Here is an 18002-nt window from a genome sequence, read left to right as displayed (position 1 = left end):
TATTTGTTCTACAAAGATAAGGCTCAATGGATATTGAAACAAATTTTAACTCTTATTTATGCTATTTAGAATGGGTTTAAGTAATTAGCAATTATTCTACTTCAAAAGCTTTTTCAACTCCATCAATTTTGACTTTGTATTTGCCTTTAACAAGGTAATACTTATCGTTTTTAGCTTTATTGATGTCAAGGGTTGTATTATCCTTCATCAATGCTTTTCTTCCTTTTTCATGGATGGTTAAATCGTAATTAATGTAATTAAAGCCTTGATCTAATTGCACTGAAAAATTTTGAAGTTCTTTGTTGTTTTCAGATAGAATTGTCACGTCTTTTTTACCTGATGTATTGCTAAATACTTTAATAGTCGTACTTGGCTCAAACGGTTGCATCCACTTGCTCCAAGAATTTCCCCAACGTGAATAATATCGAATCGCATCCAAATCAAAAATGGTTAGTTGGTTACTTAATGCCATTCCTGCATCAAACTTTTGAAGAGGTTCCATATTGGCTTTGTAAATACTTCTTCCATGAGTTCCTAACAGTAAATCATTGCTTTCCTTTTGCATTTTAATATCATGTACTGCTACAGCTGGTAAGTTATTAGAAAACGCATTCCATTTTTCGCCATTATTAAAGCTTACATATGCTCCATTATCTGTTCCTAAATACAAAATATTGTCTTTAACTTCATCTTCTATGATGACATTAACAGGTGATTTTGGTAGATTCCCACTAATTGGTTTCCAAGTTTGCCCATAATTTTCACTCATATAAACGTAGGTGTTAAAATCATCATTTCTGTACCCATTTAAAGTAGCATAAACACGTTCTTTTTTATGCTTAGAAGCCACCACACGACTCACCCATAAATTAGCAGGTAAGTTTGTAGAAATGTTATCCCAAGTAGCACCTTGATTTTTAGTTACATGGATTAACCCATCATCACTTCCAACGTATATTAGTCCAAACTCAAAAGGAGATTCGCTAATAGTGGTTAACGTTCCGTAAGCCACATTACCTTGCTTTCCGCCTTGTGTTACATCGTTACTTATTGCTTTCCAAGTGTCGCCTTTATCTAAAGAACGCATTAATTTATTTCCACCTAAATACAAAATATCTTGATTGTGACGCGATAAATGGATTGGAGTTTGCCAATTAAATCTGTATGGTTTTTCACCCAATTCATGCTTAGGTTGAATATAAGTTTGGTCTCCTGTCTCACGATTTAATCTAAAATAATTCCCGAATTGATAACCTGTGTAAACTATGTTAGGGTTACGGTTGTCAATCTCTATTTGCATACCATCGCCTCCCATTATACTTTCCCAAGGATATTGTCCTGATTGGTGCCAACTTTTATCTTCAGGAGCGTTGTGTGCTCCTACCCAAACACCATTATCTTGCAATCCACCATATACACGATAAGGTTTTTGGTTATCTACATTAATAGCATAAAATTGTCCTACAGAAGGCGAGTTGTTTTTTATCCAATTCTCTCCATCATCGTAAGTAATATTAACACCTCCATCGTTACCATTAATTAAATGGTTTGGATTTTTTGGATTTATCCATAATGCGTGGTGATCTGCATGAACATTTTCTGCACTAATTGAGGTAAATGATTGTCCACCATCTTTAGACTTTAATATTGGCACACCATAGACATATATGTGATTTTGGTTGACTGGTGACACATACACATGCCCAAAGTAATAGCCATAACTGTAATATAAATCGTCTAGATAATCGTTGTGAGTTTTGCTCCAAGTTTGTCCACCATCTGTACTTTTATAAACTTCTGCTCCAATAACAGGAGTATCAAATAACATCGAATTGGCATCTTCTAAATAATGTGCTAAATCTATTGGTTTTACGTTTCCGCTTCTAACCATTTGTTTCACATTTTCTGCTCTATATTTTTCTTGAAATCCATTTGTTTTTAAAAACCCATTTAACTTTTTGTCATCTAAATTTAAAAACTCGGTAGTACTCATGGATTTAAAATCGTCTTTTTGCAAGCCTCTACGTTCTTCTTTTTTACCTTCAGAAGGTCGTCTAAACTGACTATCATGAATCGCATAAACAATATTATTATCATAAACCGCCAAGCCAATGCGTCCTACTCCATTCCCAGTAGGGAAACCACTATTTTCTGTAGACACTTTAGTCCAAGTTTCACCAGCATCTGTACTTTTATAAATAGCCGAATTATTTCCACTTCCATCAAAATTCCATGCTTTTCTGTCTTTTGTCCAAGACGAAGCAAACATCACATTATAATCGTTAGGCGAATGCTGCACATCTATAATTCCGCTAACCTCATCTACAAATAGGGTTTTAGACCAAGTCTGTCCACCATCTTTAGTTTTGTAAATTCCTCTGTCGTTACTTTTACTATATAATGCACCTGTCACACCAACAACTACTTCGTTAGCATTATTAGGGTTTATTAATATACGTCCAATGTGTTGCGAGTTTGGTAAACCTACGTTTTGCCACGTTTTTCCGTTATCTGTAGATTTTAAAATACCTATTCCAGCGTAAGAAGAACGTGAAGCGTTATTCTCTCCTGTTCCCACCCAAATGGTTCTAGCTTTCCAGTCTACTGCTATATCACCCACGTTTTGCGTGGACGAGCTGTCTAAAATAGGTGTAAATGTGGTCCCATTGTTTGTAGTATGCCAAACACCACCAGAAGCATAGCCTACATAAAATTCGGTTGGATTTTCCGGATTGACTGCCAAATCGGTGACACGACCACTCATAACAGTTGGTCCAATATTTTCAAAAGGAATGTTTTTAACTATAGATTGCTGTTGTGCAGATAGTTGAAATGTTAAAAAACATAAAAGAGATACAATATAATAGCGCATAGTTTATAAAATTAAAGATGAAAGATAATTAAAGTTCATTCAACCTCAAAGATTATAAATAATTTTAAGACTTCCTAGGTCTTTTAGTTAACCAAAACTTTAAATTAAAGACCTCATTTTTATTACTTCTGTGCTAAAGTTGTTATTTTTGAAGAATTACAAATTTTTAAAAAAAGATTTCCGTTTTCACGGAAATAAAAAACAAGCTTTTCAATGAAATATCATAAAATAGACCCAAAACTTTTTATTAAAAACCGCAAGAATTTTGCTGCACAAATGCAACCAAAAAGTATTGCTTTTTTTAACTCCAACGATATTTATCCAATAAGTGCAGATAGCACAATGCCATTTGAGCAACACAGAGATATCTTTTATTTAAGTGGTGTGGATCAAGAAGAAAGTATTTTAGTACTATTTCCTGATTGCCCAAATCCAAAAAACAGAGAGGTTTTATTTTTAAAAGAAACTAACGAGCATATTGCAGTTTGGGAAGGCGAGAAACTTACTAAAGATGCTGCTTTTGAAACTAGCGGAATTAAAACCGTGTATTGGCTAAAAGACTTAGATAAAGTCTTGTTTGAAATGATGACACAAGCCGAAACTGTTTACATCAACACCAACGAGCATTACAGAGCTAACGTTGAAACCGAAACCCGAGAAGACCGTTTTACCAAATGGCTTAAGGACAAATATCCTGCGCATCGTGTTGCTAAAAGCAATCCTATTTTACAGCGTTTACGCTCTGTAAAAGATCCAATAGAAATTGATTTAATCCAACAGGCATGTGACATTACAGAAAAAGGATTTAGAAGAATTCTAGACTTTGTAAAACCTGGCATATGGGAGTACAATATTGAAGCCGAGTTTATGCACGAATTTTTAAACAACCGTTCTAAAGGATTTGCCTATACACCAATAGTTGCTTCTGGGAATAATGCTAACGTACTTCATTATATAGAGAATAACCAGCAATGTCAAGCAGGCGATTTAATTTTGCTAGATGTTGGTGCAGAGTATGCTAATTACAGTAGTGATATGTCACGTACCATTCCTGTATCTGGTACATTTACTAAGCGCCAAAAAGAAGTGTATAATGCAGTTAACCGAGTAAAAAACGAAGCTACAAAACTATTAGTACCTGGTACTTTATGGAAAGAATACCATGAAGAAGTGGGTAAAATTATGACCAAAGAGTTGATAGATTTAAAACTATTGGATAAAGCAGACGTTAAAAATGAAAACCCAGATTGGCCAGCTTATAAAAAATATTTTATGCATGGGACGTCTCACCATATGGGATTAGACACGCATGACTACGGGATTTTAACCGAGCCTATGCAAGCTAATATGGTGTTTACTGTTGAGCCAGGAATTTATATACCTGACGAAGGATTTGGAATTAGATTGGAAGACGATGTCGTTATTCAAGAAAAAGGTGACCCTTTTAATTTAATGCGTAATATACCTATTGAAGCAGATGAGATTGAGGAGATTATGAATTCTTAAATCTCTTTATTTAATACTAAAAAAGCGAGCCTAAATGCTCGCTTTTTTAGTATTGTAGAGTTAGTAAATTAATTTAATTTTTTATGAATTTTATTTATATTGTATGTAATTTTTAACCTAAAACAATAATTATGACTAATTATACCAAATTTATTTTAATGTTAATATGTTCTGCAATATCCATGTATGTAACCATGTATTTTAACACCTACGAAATAAGTCATGTGTTTTTTAGTTGGACAAGATTATATATGACTTTAATAGGCATTGGCGGAATGGCAATAATTATGTTTTTATTTATGAAAAACATGTATAAAAACAAATCAAAAAATATTGCTATCATGCTAGGTAGCTTGTTTTTAATGTCTATATCTACTTTTCTGGTTAGAAATCAAATTCCAATTAACGATGTTAAGTGGATGAAAGCTATGATACCTCATCATTCTATTGCAATACTTACCAGTGGTAAAGCAGAATTAAAAGACCCTGAAGTAAAACAATTAGCTAAAGACATTATAAAGGCACAAAAGAAAGAAATTGAAGACATGAAAAAAATGATTAAACGTCTTGAAAATAAATAATAATTACAATTGCCTTAATACGCTAAATATGTTATTTAACATTTTAACTAAAACAAAAAAAGCAAGCTTAATAGCTTGCTTTTTTTAAACACTAAACTAAAACTGGAGCACTCTCAAAAACATAACGTTGCAACTTTTTCAACGTTTCTTGTTTATCACTAGTATTTATTAATAACGAGATATTATTATGACTTCCTCCATAAGAAATCATACGCACGCTAACATCTTGTAAAATCTGAAATAAATTAGGGGTATCTGGGTGGTAGATAATGGCATTACCAACTAAACAAACAATACTCATATAATCGTCTACCTCAACTAATGCAAAACGCTCTAACTCTTCTACAATTGCTTGTAAATGTGTGGTATCGTCAATGGTTAATGACACCGCAATTTCTGAGGTCGTAATCATATCTATTGAAGTTTCGTAACGCTCAAAAATCTCGAATACTTTCTTTAAAAATCCATGTGCTAGCAACATTCTAGCAGACTTGATTTTAATAGCAGTAATACCATCCTTAGCCGCTATTGCTTTAATACCTTCTCCATGTACTTGGTTGGTAATTAAAGTCCCATGTGCATTTGGTGACATGGTATTTTTTAATCGCACAGGAATATCTAATGCTCTTACTGGCATTACTGTTTGTGGATGCAATATTTTTGCTCCAAAATAGGCTAACTCTGCAGACTCGTCAAAAGACAAATTAGATATAGCTTTGGTATGCTCTACAAATCTTGGATCGTTGTTATGAAACCCATCAATATCTGTCCAAATTTGCACTTCTTTAGCTTGTAAAACTGCTCCAATAATGGTTGCAGTATAATCACTTCCACCACGTTGTAAATTAGCAATATCACCTTCTGCATCGCGACAAATAAAACCTTGTGTGATGTAGATTTCGGCTGGATTACCTTCTGCCATTATTCGGTTTAAATTCTGCTGTATGTAAAAGTTATCTGGTTCATTGGTTTTATCAATACGCATAAAATCTAAAGCTGGTAATAGCTTAGCATTGATACCTTCTTGTAATAAGTAATGGGTAAAAATGTAAGTGGACAATAATTCGCCTTGAGCGACAATTGTATTATAAATTAAATTACTGTGTGTGTTATTCACCAATGATTCAATATTTTGAAACACATTAGTGACATAATCTGAAACCGTTTGATGCAACTCTGGATTAGTGATTAACGCAGAAATGGTTTGCACGTAAGTATATTGTAAAGCATCTATACTACGTTGTGCTTCTTTGGTCTGACCCTGTTTTATGTCGTCAGAAATTTTCACCAATGCATTAGTAGTCCCTGACATTGCAGATAATACCACTACTTTTTTCTGTCCATTGTTAATGATGTTTTTAACATGAATCATGTTTTCTATTGATCCTACAGAAGTCCCTCCGAATTTTAATACCACCATTTTATTTTGATTTTATTTGGCGAAACTACTAGACCACTGACAAATAGCCATAAATTTGAAAAAATTATACTACATTTACACAAATTGTTAACTATTTAACAAATATGAAAACTATTGCCTCTTGCGTAGAAGACATTTTAATAACGCAACCCTTTTTAGAAGAAGCCTTATCTAGGAGTATTATTAATTATTCAGCTTTAGCTGAAGAATTGAATGCACCAATAAGTAACATGCTAGGTAAGCCTGTAAAATCTGGAGCTATTATGATGGCGTTACGACGTTATAATACACCTAACACTATGCGTCATTCGTTAAAACTTAAAAGTACGTTACAAAAATTAGGTGATATTACGGTACGTTCTAACCTGAGTGATTTTACGTTTCAAAACTCGGAAACCTTAATACAAAGTCACACTAAAATTTTAGAACAAGTCGAGGTTAATAAAGATATTTTTTATGCGTTTACCAGAGGAATTTTTGAGAGTAATATCATTATTTCTAGTTCTGAAAACAAACAAGTTTTAAAATGTTTTTCTTTAGAAAAGCAAATAGGATTGCAAGAGCATTTATCTGCCATAAGTGTACGTTTGCCAAAAGACAACTCTAAAGTATCTGGTTTGTACTACCAAATTTTTAAACGCTTGGCTTGGGAAAACATACCAATATACGAAGTGGTCTCAACCACTAACGAATTTACTGTTTTGGTTGAAGACCACGTCGTAGATAAAGCGTTTTCTGTGATAAAGAATTTAAAGAACTAGCTTTTTTTAATAACTAATTCTCCAGCTTGTATGGCTTTATCGTAATTAGCTTCAACACTAGTTTGTAAGCCAAAAAACTTGGTGCCATCTTTTTTCTTTAAAACCACATAAGTATTACCATTGTCTTTGGTAATAACCTCACTTACCATAACTTCGTTATTAATAACAGGGTTGTAACTAGCAATTTTTCCACGTTTTACTAACGTGTTTAATTGCGGAAAATCTATGTGATTATAAAATTGAGATGTTGGTGATTTTACAACTAATACATCACCAATTTGTGGAGTGTTTTGAGCAAATGACATAAAACACATACTTAAACATACAATAGTAAATAGTAACTTTTTCATGACCATATTTTTAAATTCGCATTAAAAATAGTTATTTTTTACAATATTGTCAAGTCTAGCTGATTGTAAATAAGTTAAAAAAAACCTAAATATTTAAGTCTAGAAATTACAAACTAATCTAGAATAATTAGTTAATTCATCTTTTTTCTTTGTTGCAATATATTTGTTAACATAAATCCAGTAAAAGCAGGTAGCACCCAACCTAAACTATCTTTTGCAAATGGGATGTAACTAATTAGTTTTCCTAAGGTTTCAGAAGGACTTAAAAACCCAATAACATCTGGAACACTAAATACAAAAGTTAATAGCACAACCACTTTAAAGACTAGACTTGAAGCGTAAGTATCAGGTATTGCGTTTAATAAAATAAGGACTATAGTTATTGGATAGATAAGTAACAATACAGGCAAGGCTATAACAATAATAGAGTTAAAATCTAATTGTCCAACAACAACACCAAATACACAAGCTACAACAGCTGTTACTATATAAACTAACTGGGAATTTTTAATTAAACCTTTAAAATAATCTGCTGTTCCAGTAACTATTCCAACTGCTGTGGTAAAGCATGCCAAAGAAATTAATACACTTAATACGGTATTACCAAAAGTCCCCAAAGCTTTAGTGCTTATTCCAGTTAGTAAATTAGCACGTTGCATATCACTACTTAACTCTTGATTTAGGTTAATTTCTGATCCATAAAAGGCTCCAACCGAAATTAATCCTGCGTAAATAACAAACAACCCAAAACCAGCAATAAGTCCTGACTTTTTAATCAAGTCTTTTTTGACTTCAAATGAAGCGTTGGATTTTAAATTGATAGAAATAATTATAACAGCTCCAACCACTACTGCTCCAATAGCATCAAAGGTTTGATACCCTTCTAAAATTCCGCTAGTAATAGGTGCTTCAAATTGTGGTGTATTAGTTATCATTTGAGCAGAAAACAACCCAATACCAATTACCATAAGCAACATAATGACAATAAAAGGTGTCAAATATTTACCAATAAGACTTAATAGTTTAGAGCGATTTAAAGCAAAAACCAATACCAAAATAAAGTAAATGCTACTAGTTAATAATGGTGACGTCCCAAAATTTGGTTGTATGGCAATTTCATGCGTTGCAGCTGCAGTACGTGGTGATGGTATTGCAACAGCAATTACATAAATAAGTACGCAATAGATTAAACTAAAAACAGGAGAGACTTTTTTACCAAAATCGTATAGTGTGCCTTGCAATTTGGCATGTGCATAAATCCCAATTATTGGAATTGCAACTGCAGTAATAATAAATCCAAGAGTAACCCAAAACCAATCGTCTCCAGCTTTATAACCTAAAAGTGGTGGAAGCAGTAAGTTTCCTGCTCCAAAAAACAGAGAGAATAAGGCAAAACTGGTAATAAAAAGGTCTTTTTTAGCTTTCAAATTAATTGGTTTTTTCAAGTTCTAAATTCTGAAAATCGAAGCTAAAATCTGTAATTGGAGCAATATAGCTCATGGTTGCACTAACCGCCTCGCCTTTTTCATTAAAAGAAAATTGCACAAAGACATCTGCATCATAGCTTCTGTTATTCCATTTTGCAACGTATGTTGTTGCGTTGTATGGCAACAATTGGCCTGTTAAAGTTTTAGAGTTTTCACAAGTAATAGTTAAGTCATTATTACTTTCAGATATAATTACATTTCCAAACCAATCATCTGTATAAGTCCCAGTAATTGCTGAAGATTTAGGAAGTATTGGGCTGTTTTTCATTTTAGACACTTGTGCATACACGCTTGCTTTTATGCTATCGTTATACTTTAACCAGTTGGTATTGCTTTTTCCTAAACGCTCTAACCAATTTCTATTGTCGTAACCCAAATAACTATCTTTAATGGTGTTAGTAATAGTGTTAAACGCAGAGCCATTCATTTGATTAGTTAACACGACTATTGCTAAATCTAAATCTGGAATCATAGTAAATTGTGTAACCGTACCTAACAATCCACCAGTGTGGTACACTTGCTTGTATCCACCTTTAACATCTGTTACAAACCAACCTAATCCGTAACCTTTAAAATTAGAATTATAGCTATCATTTTTTCTAACTTTTAAAGGGGTTTGAAGTTGCCAAAGCTCGTGAAACTGTTCTTCAGATAATAGGCGTTCGCCATTTTTGGTCACTGCATCATTCATTAAAAATTGTGCCCAAGTTAGCATGTCTTCTACATTACTAACAATTCCTCCAGCTGCATTTGCAGTATCACTCCAATCATGCGGAATTTGCTCCAACTTCCCATCTGCCAACGTATGTGCTTCAATGATATTTGATTTGTCCGTCACACGATTGTATGAGGCTTTACTACTTGTCATTCCTACAGGCTTCATGATTTTAGTTTCAATAAAATCCTCCCATGACAATCCGCTAACACGTTTTAATACTTCGCCTGCTATAATAAACATGTTATTATTGTATTCAAAAGTGCTTCTAAAAGAAGATTGAGGTTCTAAATATTTTACATTTTTTATAATATCTTCTACCTTAAAATGACCATTTTCTGGAAAAAACATTAAATCGCCAGAGCCCAACCCTAATCCACTTCTGTGAGTGACTAAATCTCTAACTGTAAAATGTGCTGTAACCCATGGGTCTTGTAATCTAAATTCTGGAATATGTTGTGTGACTTTATCATCCCAATTAAGCTTGCCTTGATCTACCAACATGGCCAATGCAAAACAAGTAAAGCCTTTACTGTTGGATGCGACACCAACTAAGGTGTTTTTGTTCATATCCTTTTTATTAGATAAGGCACGCACACCATGACCCTTAGCATACACCACTTCTCCATCTTTTATAATTCCAACAGAAATCCCTGGAACTTCAAATGTTTTTAGAGTTTTTTGAATGAGTTGATCCAGCTGTGCTTCTTCTATTTGTGCTGCAATAAAATATGGACAGATTAAAAGAAATAAGAACAGTACTTTTTTAAGCTTCATAACAACAAATTTATTTAATTGAAAGTGATCAAATATAGTAAAAATACTTCCTTGTAAAACGGAAGCAAAAACACAACAAATACTATCTTTGTTATTATGACAATAACACACAAAAATGCTTCCGTTTGGTATTCGGTTTCTGGAAAAGGACCTGCAGTTGTTTTGCTTCATGGTTTTTTAGAAGATAGTACCATGTGGCAGGACTTAGTACCACTTCTGTCCTCAAAAAACAAAGTAATATGTATTGATTTACTAGGTCATGGAAAATCCGAATCGATAGGCTACGTCCATACCATGGAAGATATGGCAGATGCTGTACACACCGTTTTAAAGCATTTAAAACTCAGAAAATATACGTTTATTGGTCATTCTATGGGTGGTTATGTCGCTTTGGCTTTTGCAAAACAAAATACCCATAATATTAAAGGGTTATGTTTATTAAACTCAACCTACAGTGCTGATGATGACGAAAAAAAGCAATTAAGAACTCGCGCTAACCAAATGATACAAACCAATTTTAATAATATGGTACGTATGAGTTTTGCTAATTTATTTAGCGCAGAAAGTAAAGTAAAACATCAAGAAGCTTTTGATGCTGCCTTACAAATTGCACTTAAAACTTCGCTACAAGGTTATATGGCTGCTCAAGAAGGCATGAAGTTACGTGAGGATAATTCTAAATTTTTTGCAAACGCAACCTTTAAAAAACTTATAATAATTGGTAAAAAAGACACTGTTATAGACGTTGAAAGTACCATTGAGTTTTCAAAAAAGCATGTAATTGATTATCAGGTATTTAGCGAGGGACACATGTCTCATATAGAAAATAAAGAAGAATTCTTACAAGCAATTGGGTATTTCATCGAATAAATGAAACTTTTTGTCGAGGTTATGTGTTATTATTTATATATTAGAACGTCGCTAATTATCGGATTACTAGTTTAATATGTAAATTCTTGCAAAAAAACCTACTTATGAAAAAAGTTGAAACTACTAATAAACACAAAGGAAGTTTATATTGTTCAATTTTTGGACATAACTTTCAAGTTAGCAAAAAAGTGACTTATCATGTTAAAGAATATAATTGCTGCAATTGCAAAAAGCAAATGACAACAAATGGCAATGGGTATTTAACAGAATTAACTGATAAGTTTAAAGAAATCAATGCGGTTTTAGAACGTATTCATAAAAACAAAATGAAACGATTTGCTAAAAACAAAGAAGCTTTTTCTAATTTAAAAATGACTTCTTAATCTTTATCAAAACTATTCCAACCTTGAGCTGTTAATTTTATTTTTTGATCTGCTCTAGTCACTAGGTGTGCACCTGCATTTTCTTCAGTAATGTAACCAATAACCGTCAAATTAGGATTAGCTTTTATTTTTGGAAAATCTTCTTGCGAAACGGTCATTAGCAATTCATAATCTTCACCTCCATTTAACGCAATTGTAGTACTGTCCAAATTAAACTCTTCACAAGTAGAAATTACTTGAGGGTCTAGGGGTAATTTGTTTTCATATAAATCACAACCTACTTTGCTATGCTTACATAAATGTAAAATCTCTGAAGATAACCCATCACTTATATCTATCATAGATGTAGGTTTAACGTCTAAATCTTGTAGTAATTTAATAACATCTTTTCTAGCTTCAGGTTTTAATTGACGTTCTATTATATAAGTATACGCCTCTAAATCGGGTTGATTGTTTGGATTTACTTTAAATACTTCTTTTTCGCGTTCTAAAACTTGCAACCCAAGATAAGCACCTCCAATATCTCCAGAAACTACTAATAAATCGTTAGGTTTTGCTCCACTACGATACACTTCTTTGTCTTTATCTACCTGTCCAATAGCAGTTACAGAAATAATTAATCCAGATGTAGATGACGTTGTATCACCACCAACTAAATCTACATTGTATAATTTACAAGCAGTTTGAATTCCTGCATATAACTCTTCAATTGCTTCTAAAGGAAAACGATTAGACACAGCTATAGAAACTGTAACTTGTGTGGCTTCTGCATTCATTGCATACACATCTGATAAATTAACAATTACAGCTTTATAACCCAAGTGTTTTAGTGGCATATAACTTAAATCAAAGTGAACGCCTTCTACTAAAAAATCTGTGGTTACAACTACTCTTTTATCTTTAAATTCTAAAACTGCAGCATCATCTCCGATGGTTTTAATGGTAGATTGTTGCTTAACCTCAAAGTTTTTAGACAAGTGGTCTATTAATCCAAACTCACCTAGTTGACTTAATTCTGTACGTTGTTGATTTTTATCTTCTATCATACTGCAAAAATAGTAACCATAACTTAATTGAAGATAAAAAAGAGATGAAATTGTTTAGACCTTTTAAAATTGAATCATTAAACCAGCAGGTAACAAGCAATTTAACACGTATTGTAAGCAATTTGTCGGTAATTCTGTTAAATTTGTAAGACTAAAATTTAGAACAACTTAACCTAATGACTGTTTCAAGAATACTTATAGCGCTAATCATACTACTTATTAGCCCAAATATTGTGGCACAAAATCCGTGCATAAATGGTTTTGCAACCCAAACTATAGATGGAGTAACCACTAGCTACCCTTGTGATGGCTATGATTTGATATCACGTGTGCCCATTTCAACTTTAGCAACAACTTTGGGTACCGAAGAAGGTAGCGATATTTGGGGTTGGACAGACCCTTTAAATGGTGACGAATATGCAATTATAGCTACTACAAACAGTACAGCTTTTGTTAATATTACAGACCCAATTAATCCAGTTTTTCTAGGAAGAATTGAAACCGCTAATGGTAACACCTCATTTTGGAGAGATGTAAAAGTATACAACAATCATGCATATATAGTTGCAGATGGAGTTGGAAGTCATGGTATGCAAATCTTTGATCTAACCAACCTACGTTTGGGTGTCAATGCAGATTTAACTTACACAAGTGACCCAGCTGATGGAAATGTACAAGTCTTTAATGGCGACAATGGAATTTCTATTGGAAGTTGCCATAATATTGTTATAAATGAGTCCGAAGGAATTGCCTATTTAGTTGGTTGTGGTGGTGCAGCAAATGGCGGACCTGTTTTTGTAGATATTTCATCGCCTTTAAATCCAACTATAGTTGGCAGTTACTCTGCTGCAGGGTATACTCATGATGCTCAGGTTATTACTTATAACGGAACCGATACTAATGCAGATATCAGTGGTGTATCAAGTTATGTAGGAAGAGAAATTTTATTAGCAAGTAATGGAGGTTCTAATGACAGAGTTGTTGTGTTAGATGTAACAGATAAAAGTAATCCGCAGTTTATTTCAGAAATTACATATCCTACTCCAGGTTATGCACACCAAGGTTGGTTTACAGAAGATCATCGTTATTTTATTTTTGGTGACGAAACAGACGAGCAATCCTTTGGAAATAATACCAGAACTTTTGTTTTTGATATGTTGGATTTGGACAACCCTGTTTTGTCATCTATATATTTTGGTCCCTCTGCTGCTATAGATCATAATGGTTATGTAAAAGGAAACACTTTTTATTTGGCAAATTATAGAGCTGGAATGCGTGTTTTAGATATTTCTAACATTGGAGCACCTTTAAACGCCTTGACAGAAATTAATTATTTTGACACTTATCCAAATAATAATGGAACCGCTTTTAATGGAGCTTGGAGCATCTACCCTTACTTTAATAGTGGAAACATCGTTATTAGCGATATAGAGCGTGGTTTGTTTGTGGTTAGAGCAAGTAATAATCCTTTATCGACAGAAGAATTTAAATTAGAAACAGCGTTTACAATTTCTCCAAATCCTACTAAATTAACCTCAACAATAAAAGCTTCAGAAGGACAGACTATAACATCTGTTTCTATTTATAATGTGTTAGGTAAAAAGCTGTTTTCTAAAAGCAATATAAATGTAGACACCTTCGTTTTACCAATACAACAATTTAGCAATGGAATGTATCTTATTAAGATAAATAATTCTATTTCCAAAAAATTAGTTGTCAATAAATAACACTATGAAACTATTTAAAAAGTTAATAAAATCTTCAGCAATTATATTAACCGTTTGTTGCTTGGTATTAATCCATCAAAGTTGTTCTAACGGTGATGACAATTCAGGAACTAACGCTCCTGATACTGATCAAGATGGTATAGCTAATGCTATCGATAATTGTCCCGATATTGCAAATCCCAATCAAGAAGACTCTGATAATGATGGTATTGGTGATGCTTGCGACACACAACAATCTCTACCACAATTTCCCTGTGTAAATGGTATGGCTGGCCAATACCCTTGTAGTGGCTATGACTTGATGGCCGAAATAGATCTTGCTACATTAAGTGGTATTTCTAATGCAGATGGGAGTGATATTTGGGGCTGGACAGATCCTTTAGATAATAAAGAATATGCTATTATAGCTCTTTCAAACAGTACAGCTTTTGTAGACATTACAGACCCTGTAAATCCTGTCTTTTTAGGACGATTAAATTCAAATGCTGGATCAAACGTTTGGCGAGATGTAAAAACTTACAATAATCACGCATTTATAGTTGCAGATAATGTTGGACAACATGGTATGCAAGTTTTTGATTTAACACGATTAAGAAATGTTACCAATGCACCAGAAACGTTTACTGCAGATGCTATCTTTAATGGTGTTGATAGCTGTCACAATATTGTAATAAATGAATCTGAAGGTATCGCCTATTTAGTAGGATGTATTAGCACTAATGGTGGAGGTCCTATTTTTGTGGATATCTCTGACCCGACTAACCCGACATACTTAGGAGATTATACTGCTATGGGTTACACCCATGATGCACAGGTAGTCACTTATAATGGACCAGATTCAGATTATTCTGGGCGTGAAATTTTTGTTGGTAGTAATGGTAACACCGATCAAGTTGTGATTTTAGATGTTACAGATAAATCGAATATTACACAAATTAGCAGTTTTACTTATCCGCAAACCTCTTATGCACATCAAGGTTGGTTTACAGACGATCAAAAATACTTTATCCTTGGTGACGAGACAGACGAAACGTCATTTGGGTTTAATAGTAAGACCATTATTTTTGATTTTACAGACTTAGACAATCCTGTTTTACATGCAGATTATTTTGGACCAACACCTGCTATAGACCATAATGGCTATGTTAAAGGGGATGAATATTATTTAGCTAATTATAGAGCTGGATTACGAGTTTTGGATATTTCAAATATTAATTCTTCCACTAACCCAATTACAGAAACAGGTTTTTTTGACACTTATCCATCTAGCGACAGTGCAAATTACAATGGTGCATGGAGTGTTTATCCTTATTTTGCTAGCAACAATATTATTATTGGAGATATAGATAGTGGACTAATAATTGTTAGAAAAAGTAATTAATTATGCGGTTTAAATCGTCATATCTCTCTTTTTCATCCATAATTATTATGTTGTTTTTAATCTCGTCTTGTAAAGATGATGATAATGTTTTACCTAATAACAATCCAGATTCAGCACAAGGTATTATTGAACAAGTAACCACTTTAGGAGGCTCTAAAAACGAAAGCGGACAATCTGTTAAAAACACAACAGATGGTGGTTATATCGTTTTAGGTTTTACACAATCTATGGATGGTGACGTAACGACAAAAGATAACGAAAGTTATGATGTGTGGTTATTAAAATATAATGAAGATAGTCAACTAGAATGGTCAAAAACTTACGGAGGAACAAGTGACGAAAGAGGCAATCAGGTCATCCAAACTCAAGATGGTGGTTTTGCTATTATTGGTCATACATACAGTAACGATGGAGATGTAACTAACAATAACGGTCAGGAAGATTTTTGGGTTATAAAAACAGATGCGCAAGGTAATCTTGTGTGGCAAAAAACCTATGGTTATTCAGGAATAGATACTGGATATTCCATACTACAAACCAACGATGGCGGCTATTTTATTACTGGTGTTTTAGATGTAACCGCTTCTGGTGGTGCAGGAAATACAAGAAACTCGCAAACACAACATGCAGGTGGTGATTATTGGACACTAAAGCTAGATCAGTCTGGAAATATCCAGTGGAGCAAATACCTTGGTGGATTATTTACAGACACTGCTTTTGATGCCATACAAACAGAGGATAATGGCTATTTAATTGTTGGATCTTCAGATAGTGATGATACAGATGTTTCCAACAACAATGGGTCGTATGATTTTTGGGTTACAAAAGTGTCTTCCACAGGAGTTTTACAATGGGAAAAATCTTTTGGAAGCACAGAAATTGATGAAGCTAGAGCAGTTATAAATTCAGGTGATGGTAATTATCTAATCATTGGTGATACAAGAGGAGAAGACACAGATGTTAGCTCTAATTTTGGAGCAGCAGATGTTTGGATTATTAAAATTTCTCCAACAGGAGAACTTCTTTGGGAGAAAACCTATGGAGGCGAAAATTTTGACGTAGGTCGTGCTGTTGCTAAAACCAATGATAATGGCTTTGTTATTTGCGGAAGCTCTAGAAGTGCATCCGGAAACGTAACCGTAAATCAAGGACAAAATGATGCTTGGATAATTAAAATTGATAATTCCGGAAACCTAATTTGGCAACAAGCTGTAGGTGGAACAAATGTAGATTTTGCCTACGGAATTGCAGAACTTGATAATGGAAACATTATAACGGTAGGAGAATCCAGTAGTAATGATATGGACATTATAGAAAATAAAGGGTTTACCGATTTACTTTTAATAGAAATTAAATAAAAATGAAAAGGACAATTTTACTTTTAATATTAGCTAGTTTATCGTTTGCTTGTCATGAAGATCCTGATGATAATACTACACCTTTAGCAAGTATTGCATTTAACTTTACTCATCATTGGGATGACACATTAATAAATAGTACTAATCTTCAAACCGAAATTGTTACCAATGAAAACGGAGAAGTTATTAGTATGAGTAGAATTAGATATTTAGTGTCTAGGTTTCAACTAATTAATACTTCTGGAGATGTTTATACTTTTGATGGTTATAAATTTACCGATGTGTCTGATGAAACAACATATAATTTCACTCCAGAAATAAACAACATCCCAACTGGAACTTATACTTTAAGATTTATTTGGGGCTTTAACGAAGCAGATAATATGGATGGTGCTTATCAAGATTTAAATACAGAAAATTGGAGTTGGCCAGCAAATTTAGGTGGTGGATATCACTTTTTACAATTTGATGGTATGTATAACGTAGACACCACAGCTTCAAGCCCTTTTAATTACCATAACGGAACTGCAAGAGTAAGTGATGGAGTGTTTGAACAAAATTTTGCAGTCATCAATTTAGACACTCCAATTTTAATTTCAAGTGATGCTTCTATAGAAGTTAAAATGAATATAGCCGAGTTTTTTAAAAACCCAAACACTTGGGATTTAAACGTACTGGACACACCATTAATGCCAAATTATGACGCACAAAAAATGATGCAAGAGAATGTAATGAGTGTATTTACTATTGGTGAAATTTCTTTTTAAA

General features: G+C 33.3%; 15 protein-coding genes. 9 read left to right on the top strand and 6 right to left on the bottom strand.

The features are described from left to right. Positions 1-91 precede the first annotated feature (91 nt). Positions 92-2872, bottom strand: coding sequence for a WD40/YVTN/BNR-like repeat-containing protein (locus tag LY08_RS01670; RefSeq protein ID WP_111658700.1), 2781 nt, complete (start codon positions 2870-2872; stop codon positions 92-94). Between the two features lie 213 nt (positions 2873-3085). Here LY08_RS01670 and LY08_RS01665 point away from each other — a divergent pair, with 213 nt between their 5' ends. Both LY08_RS01665 and LY08_RS01660 read left to right on the top strand, forming a co-directional pair. Then, positions 3086-4378, top strand: coding sequence for an aminopeptidase P family protein (locus tag LY08_RS01665; protein WP_111658699.1), 1293 nt, complete (start codon positions 3086-3088; stop codon positions 4376-4378). Positions 4379-4509: 131 nt separating this feature from the next. Continuing rightward, the gene (locus tag LY08_RS01660) at positions 4510-4959 is read left to right on the top strand and encodes a DUF305 domain-containing protein (protein WP_211305909.1); all 450 of its coding nucleotides are present in this window, start codon (positions 4510-4512) and stop codon (positions 4957-4959) included. A 91-nt stretch (positions 4960-5050) separates the two neighbouring features. Here the strand turns inward: LY08_RS01660 and LY08_RS01655 are convergent, their stop codons facing one another. Next, positions 5051-6379, bottom strand: a complete 1329-nt coding sequence (locus LY08_RS01655) for an aspartate kinase (protein ID WP_111658698.1) — start codon at positions 6377-6379, stop codon at positions 5051-5053. A 104-nt stretch (positions 6380-6483) separates the two neighbouring features. Between LY08_RS01655 and LY08_RS01650 the strand changes: the two genes are divergently transcribed. Then, complete coding sequence (locus LY08_RS01650) at positions 6484-7140, top strand: hypothetical protein (RefSeq protein ID WP_111658697.1); 657 nt, start codon at positions 6484-6486, stop codon at positions 7138-7140. Here LY08_RS01650 and LY08_RS01645 read toward each other — a convergent pair. The 3 genes from LY08_RS01645 to LY08_RS01635 form a co-directional block, all read right to left on the bottom strand. Beyond that, positions 7137-7490 carry a hypothetical protein gene (locus LY08_RS01645; protein ID WP_146603186.1) on the bottom strand — a complete coding sequence of 118 codons (354 nt, stop codon included), beginning with the start codon at positions 7488-7490 and terminating at the stop codon, positions 7137-7139. The two genes, LY08_RS01650 and LY08_RS01645, sit on opposite strands and share 4 nt — an antisense overlap. 131 nt (positions 7491-7621) lie before the next feature. Further along, entirely contained in the window at positions 7622-8917 is a 1296-nt protein-coding gene (gene brnQ / locus LY08_RS01640; RefSeq protein WP_111658881.1) for a branched-chain amino acid transport system II carrier protein, read from the bottom strand. A 1-nt stretch (position 8918) separates the two neighbouring features. After that, positions 8919-10469, bottom strand: a complete 1551-nt coding sequence (locus tag LY08_RS01635; protein WP_111658695.1) for a serine hydrolase — start codon at positions 10467-10469, stop codon at positions 8919-8921. A 96-nt stretch (positions 10470-10565) separates the two neighbouring features. On the opposite strand from LY08_RS01635, the gene LY08_RS01630 reads away from it, so the two are divergent. Beyond that, positions 10566-11339, top strand: coding sequence for an alpha/beta fold hydrolase (locus LY08_RS01630; RefSeq protein WP_111658694.1), 774 nt, complete (start codon positions 10566-10568; stop codon positions 11337-11339). 104 nt (positions 11340-11443) lie between these two features. Beyond that, positions 11444-11722, top strand: coding sequence for a hypothetical protein (locus LY08_RS01625; RefSeq protein ID WP_111658693.1), 279 nt, complete (start codon positions 11444-11446; stop codon positions 11720-11722). On the opposite strand, the gene thiL is transcribed toward LY08_RS01625, so the two are convergent. Continuing rightward, positions 11719-12768 carry a thiamine-phosphate kinase gene (thiL, locus tag LY08_RS01620; RefSeq protein WP_111658692.1) on the bottom strand — a complete coding sequence of 350 codons (1050 nt, stop codon included), beginning with the start codon at positions 12766-12768 and terminating at the stop codon, positions 11719-11721. The two genes, LY08_RS01625 and thiL, sit on opposite strands and share 4 nt — an antisense overlap. Before the next feature lie 176 nt (positions 12769-12944). On the opposite strand from thiL, the gene LY08_RS01615 reads away from it, so the two are divergent. Genes LY08_RS01615 through LY08_RS01600 form a run of 4 tightly spaced genes read left to right on the top strand, consistent with a single transcriptional unit; the run spans position 12945 to position 18001 of the window. After that, positions 12945-14495: a choice-of-anchor B family protein gene (locus LY08_RS01615; protein ID WP_111658691.1), complete on the top strand. Its 1551-nt coding sequence runs from the start codon at positions 12945-12947 to the stop codon at positions 14493-14495. 4 nt (positions 14496-14499) lie between these two features. After that, positions 14500-15876 carry a choice-of-anchor B family protein gene (locus LY08_RS01610; protein WP_111658690.1) on the top strand — a complete coding sequence of 459 codons (1377 nt, stop codon included), beginning with the start codon at positions 14500-14502 and terminating at the stop codon, positions 15874-15876. A gap of 47 nt (positions 15877-15923) precedes the next feature. Next, entirely contained in the window at positions 15924-17234 is a 1311-nt protein-coding gene (locus LY08_RS01605) for a hypothetical protein (RefSeq protein ID WP_245907530.1), read from the top strand. 2 nt (positions 17235-17236) lie between these two features. Continuing rightward, positions 17237-18001, top strand: coding sequence for an MbnP family protein (locus LY08_RS01600; protein ID WP_111658688.1), 765 nt, complete (start codon positions 17237-17239; stop codon positions 17999-18001). Position 18002 lies beyond the last annotated feature (1 nt).

Origin of the sequence: Olleya aquimaris, from assembly GCF_003259525.1 — a bacterium.
Taxonomy (GTDB): Bacteria; Bacteroidota; Bacteroidia; order Flavobacteriales; family Flavobacteriaceae; genus Olleya; species Olleya aquimaris.
Note: the sequence above shows the minus strand (reverse complement) of the source record. Positions and strands in the feature narration are given on the sequence as shown.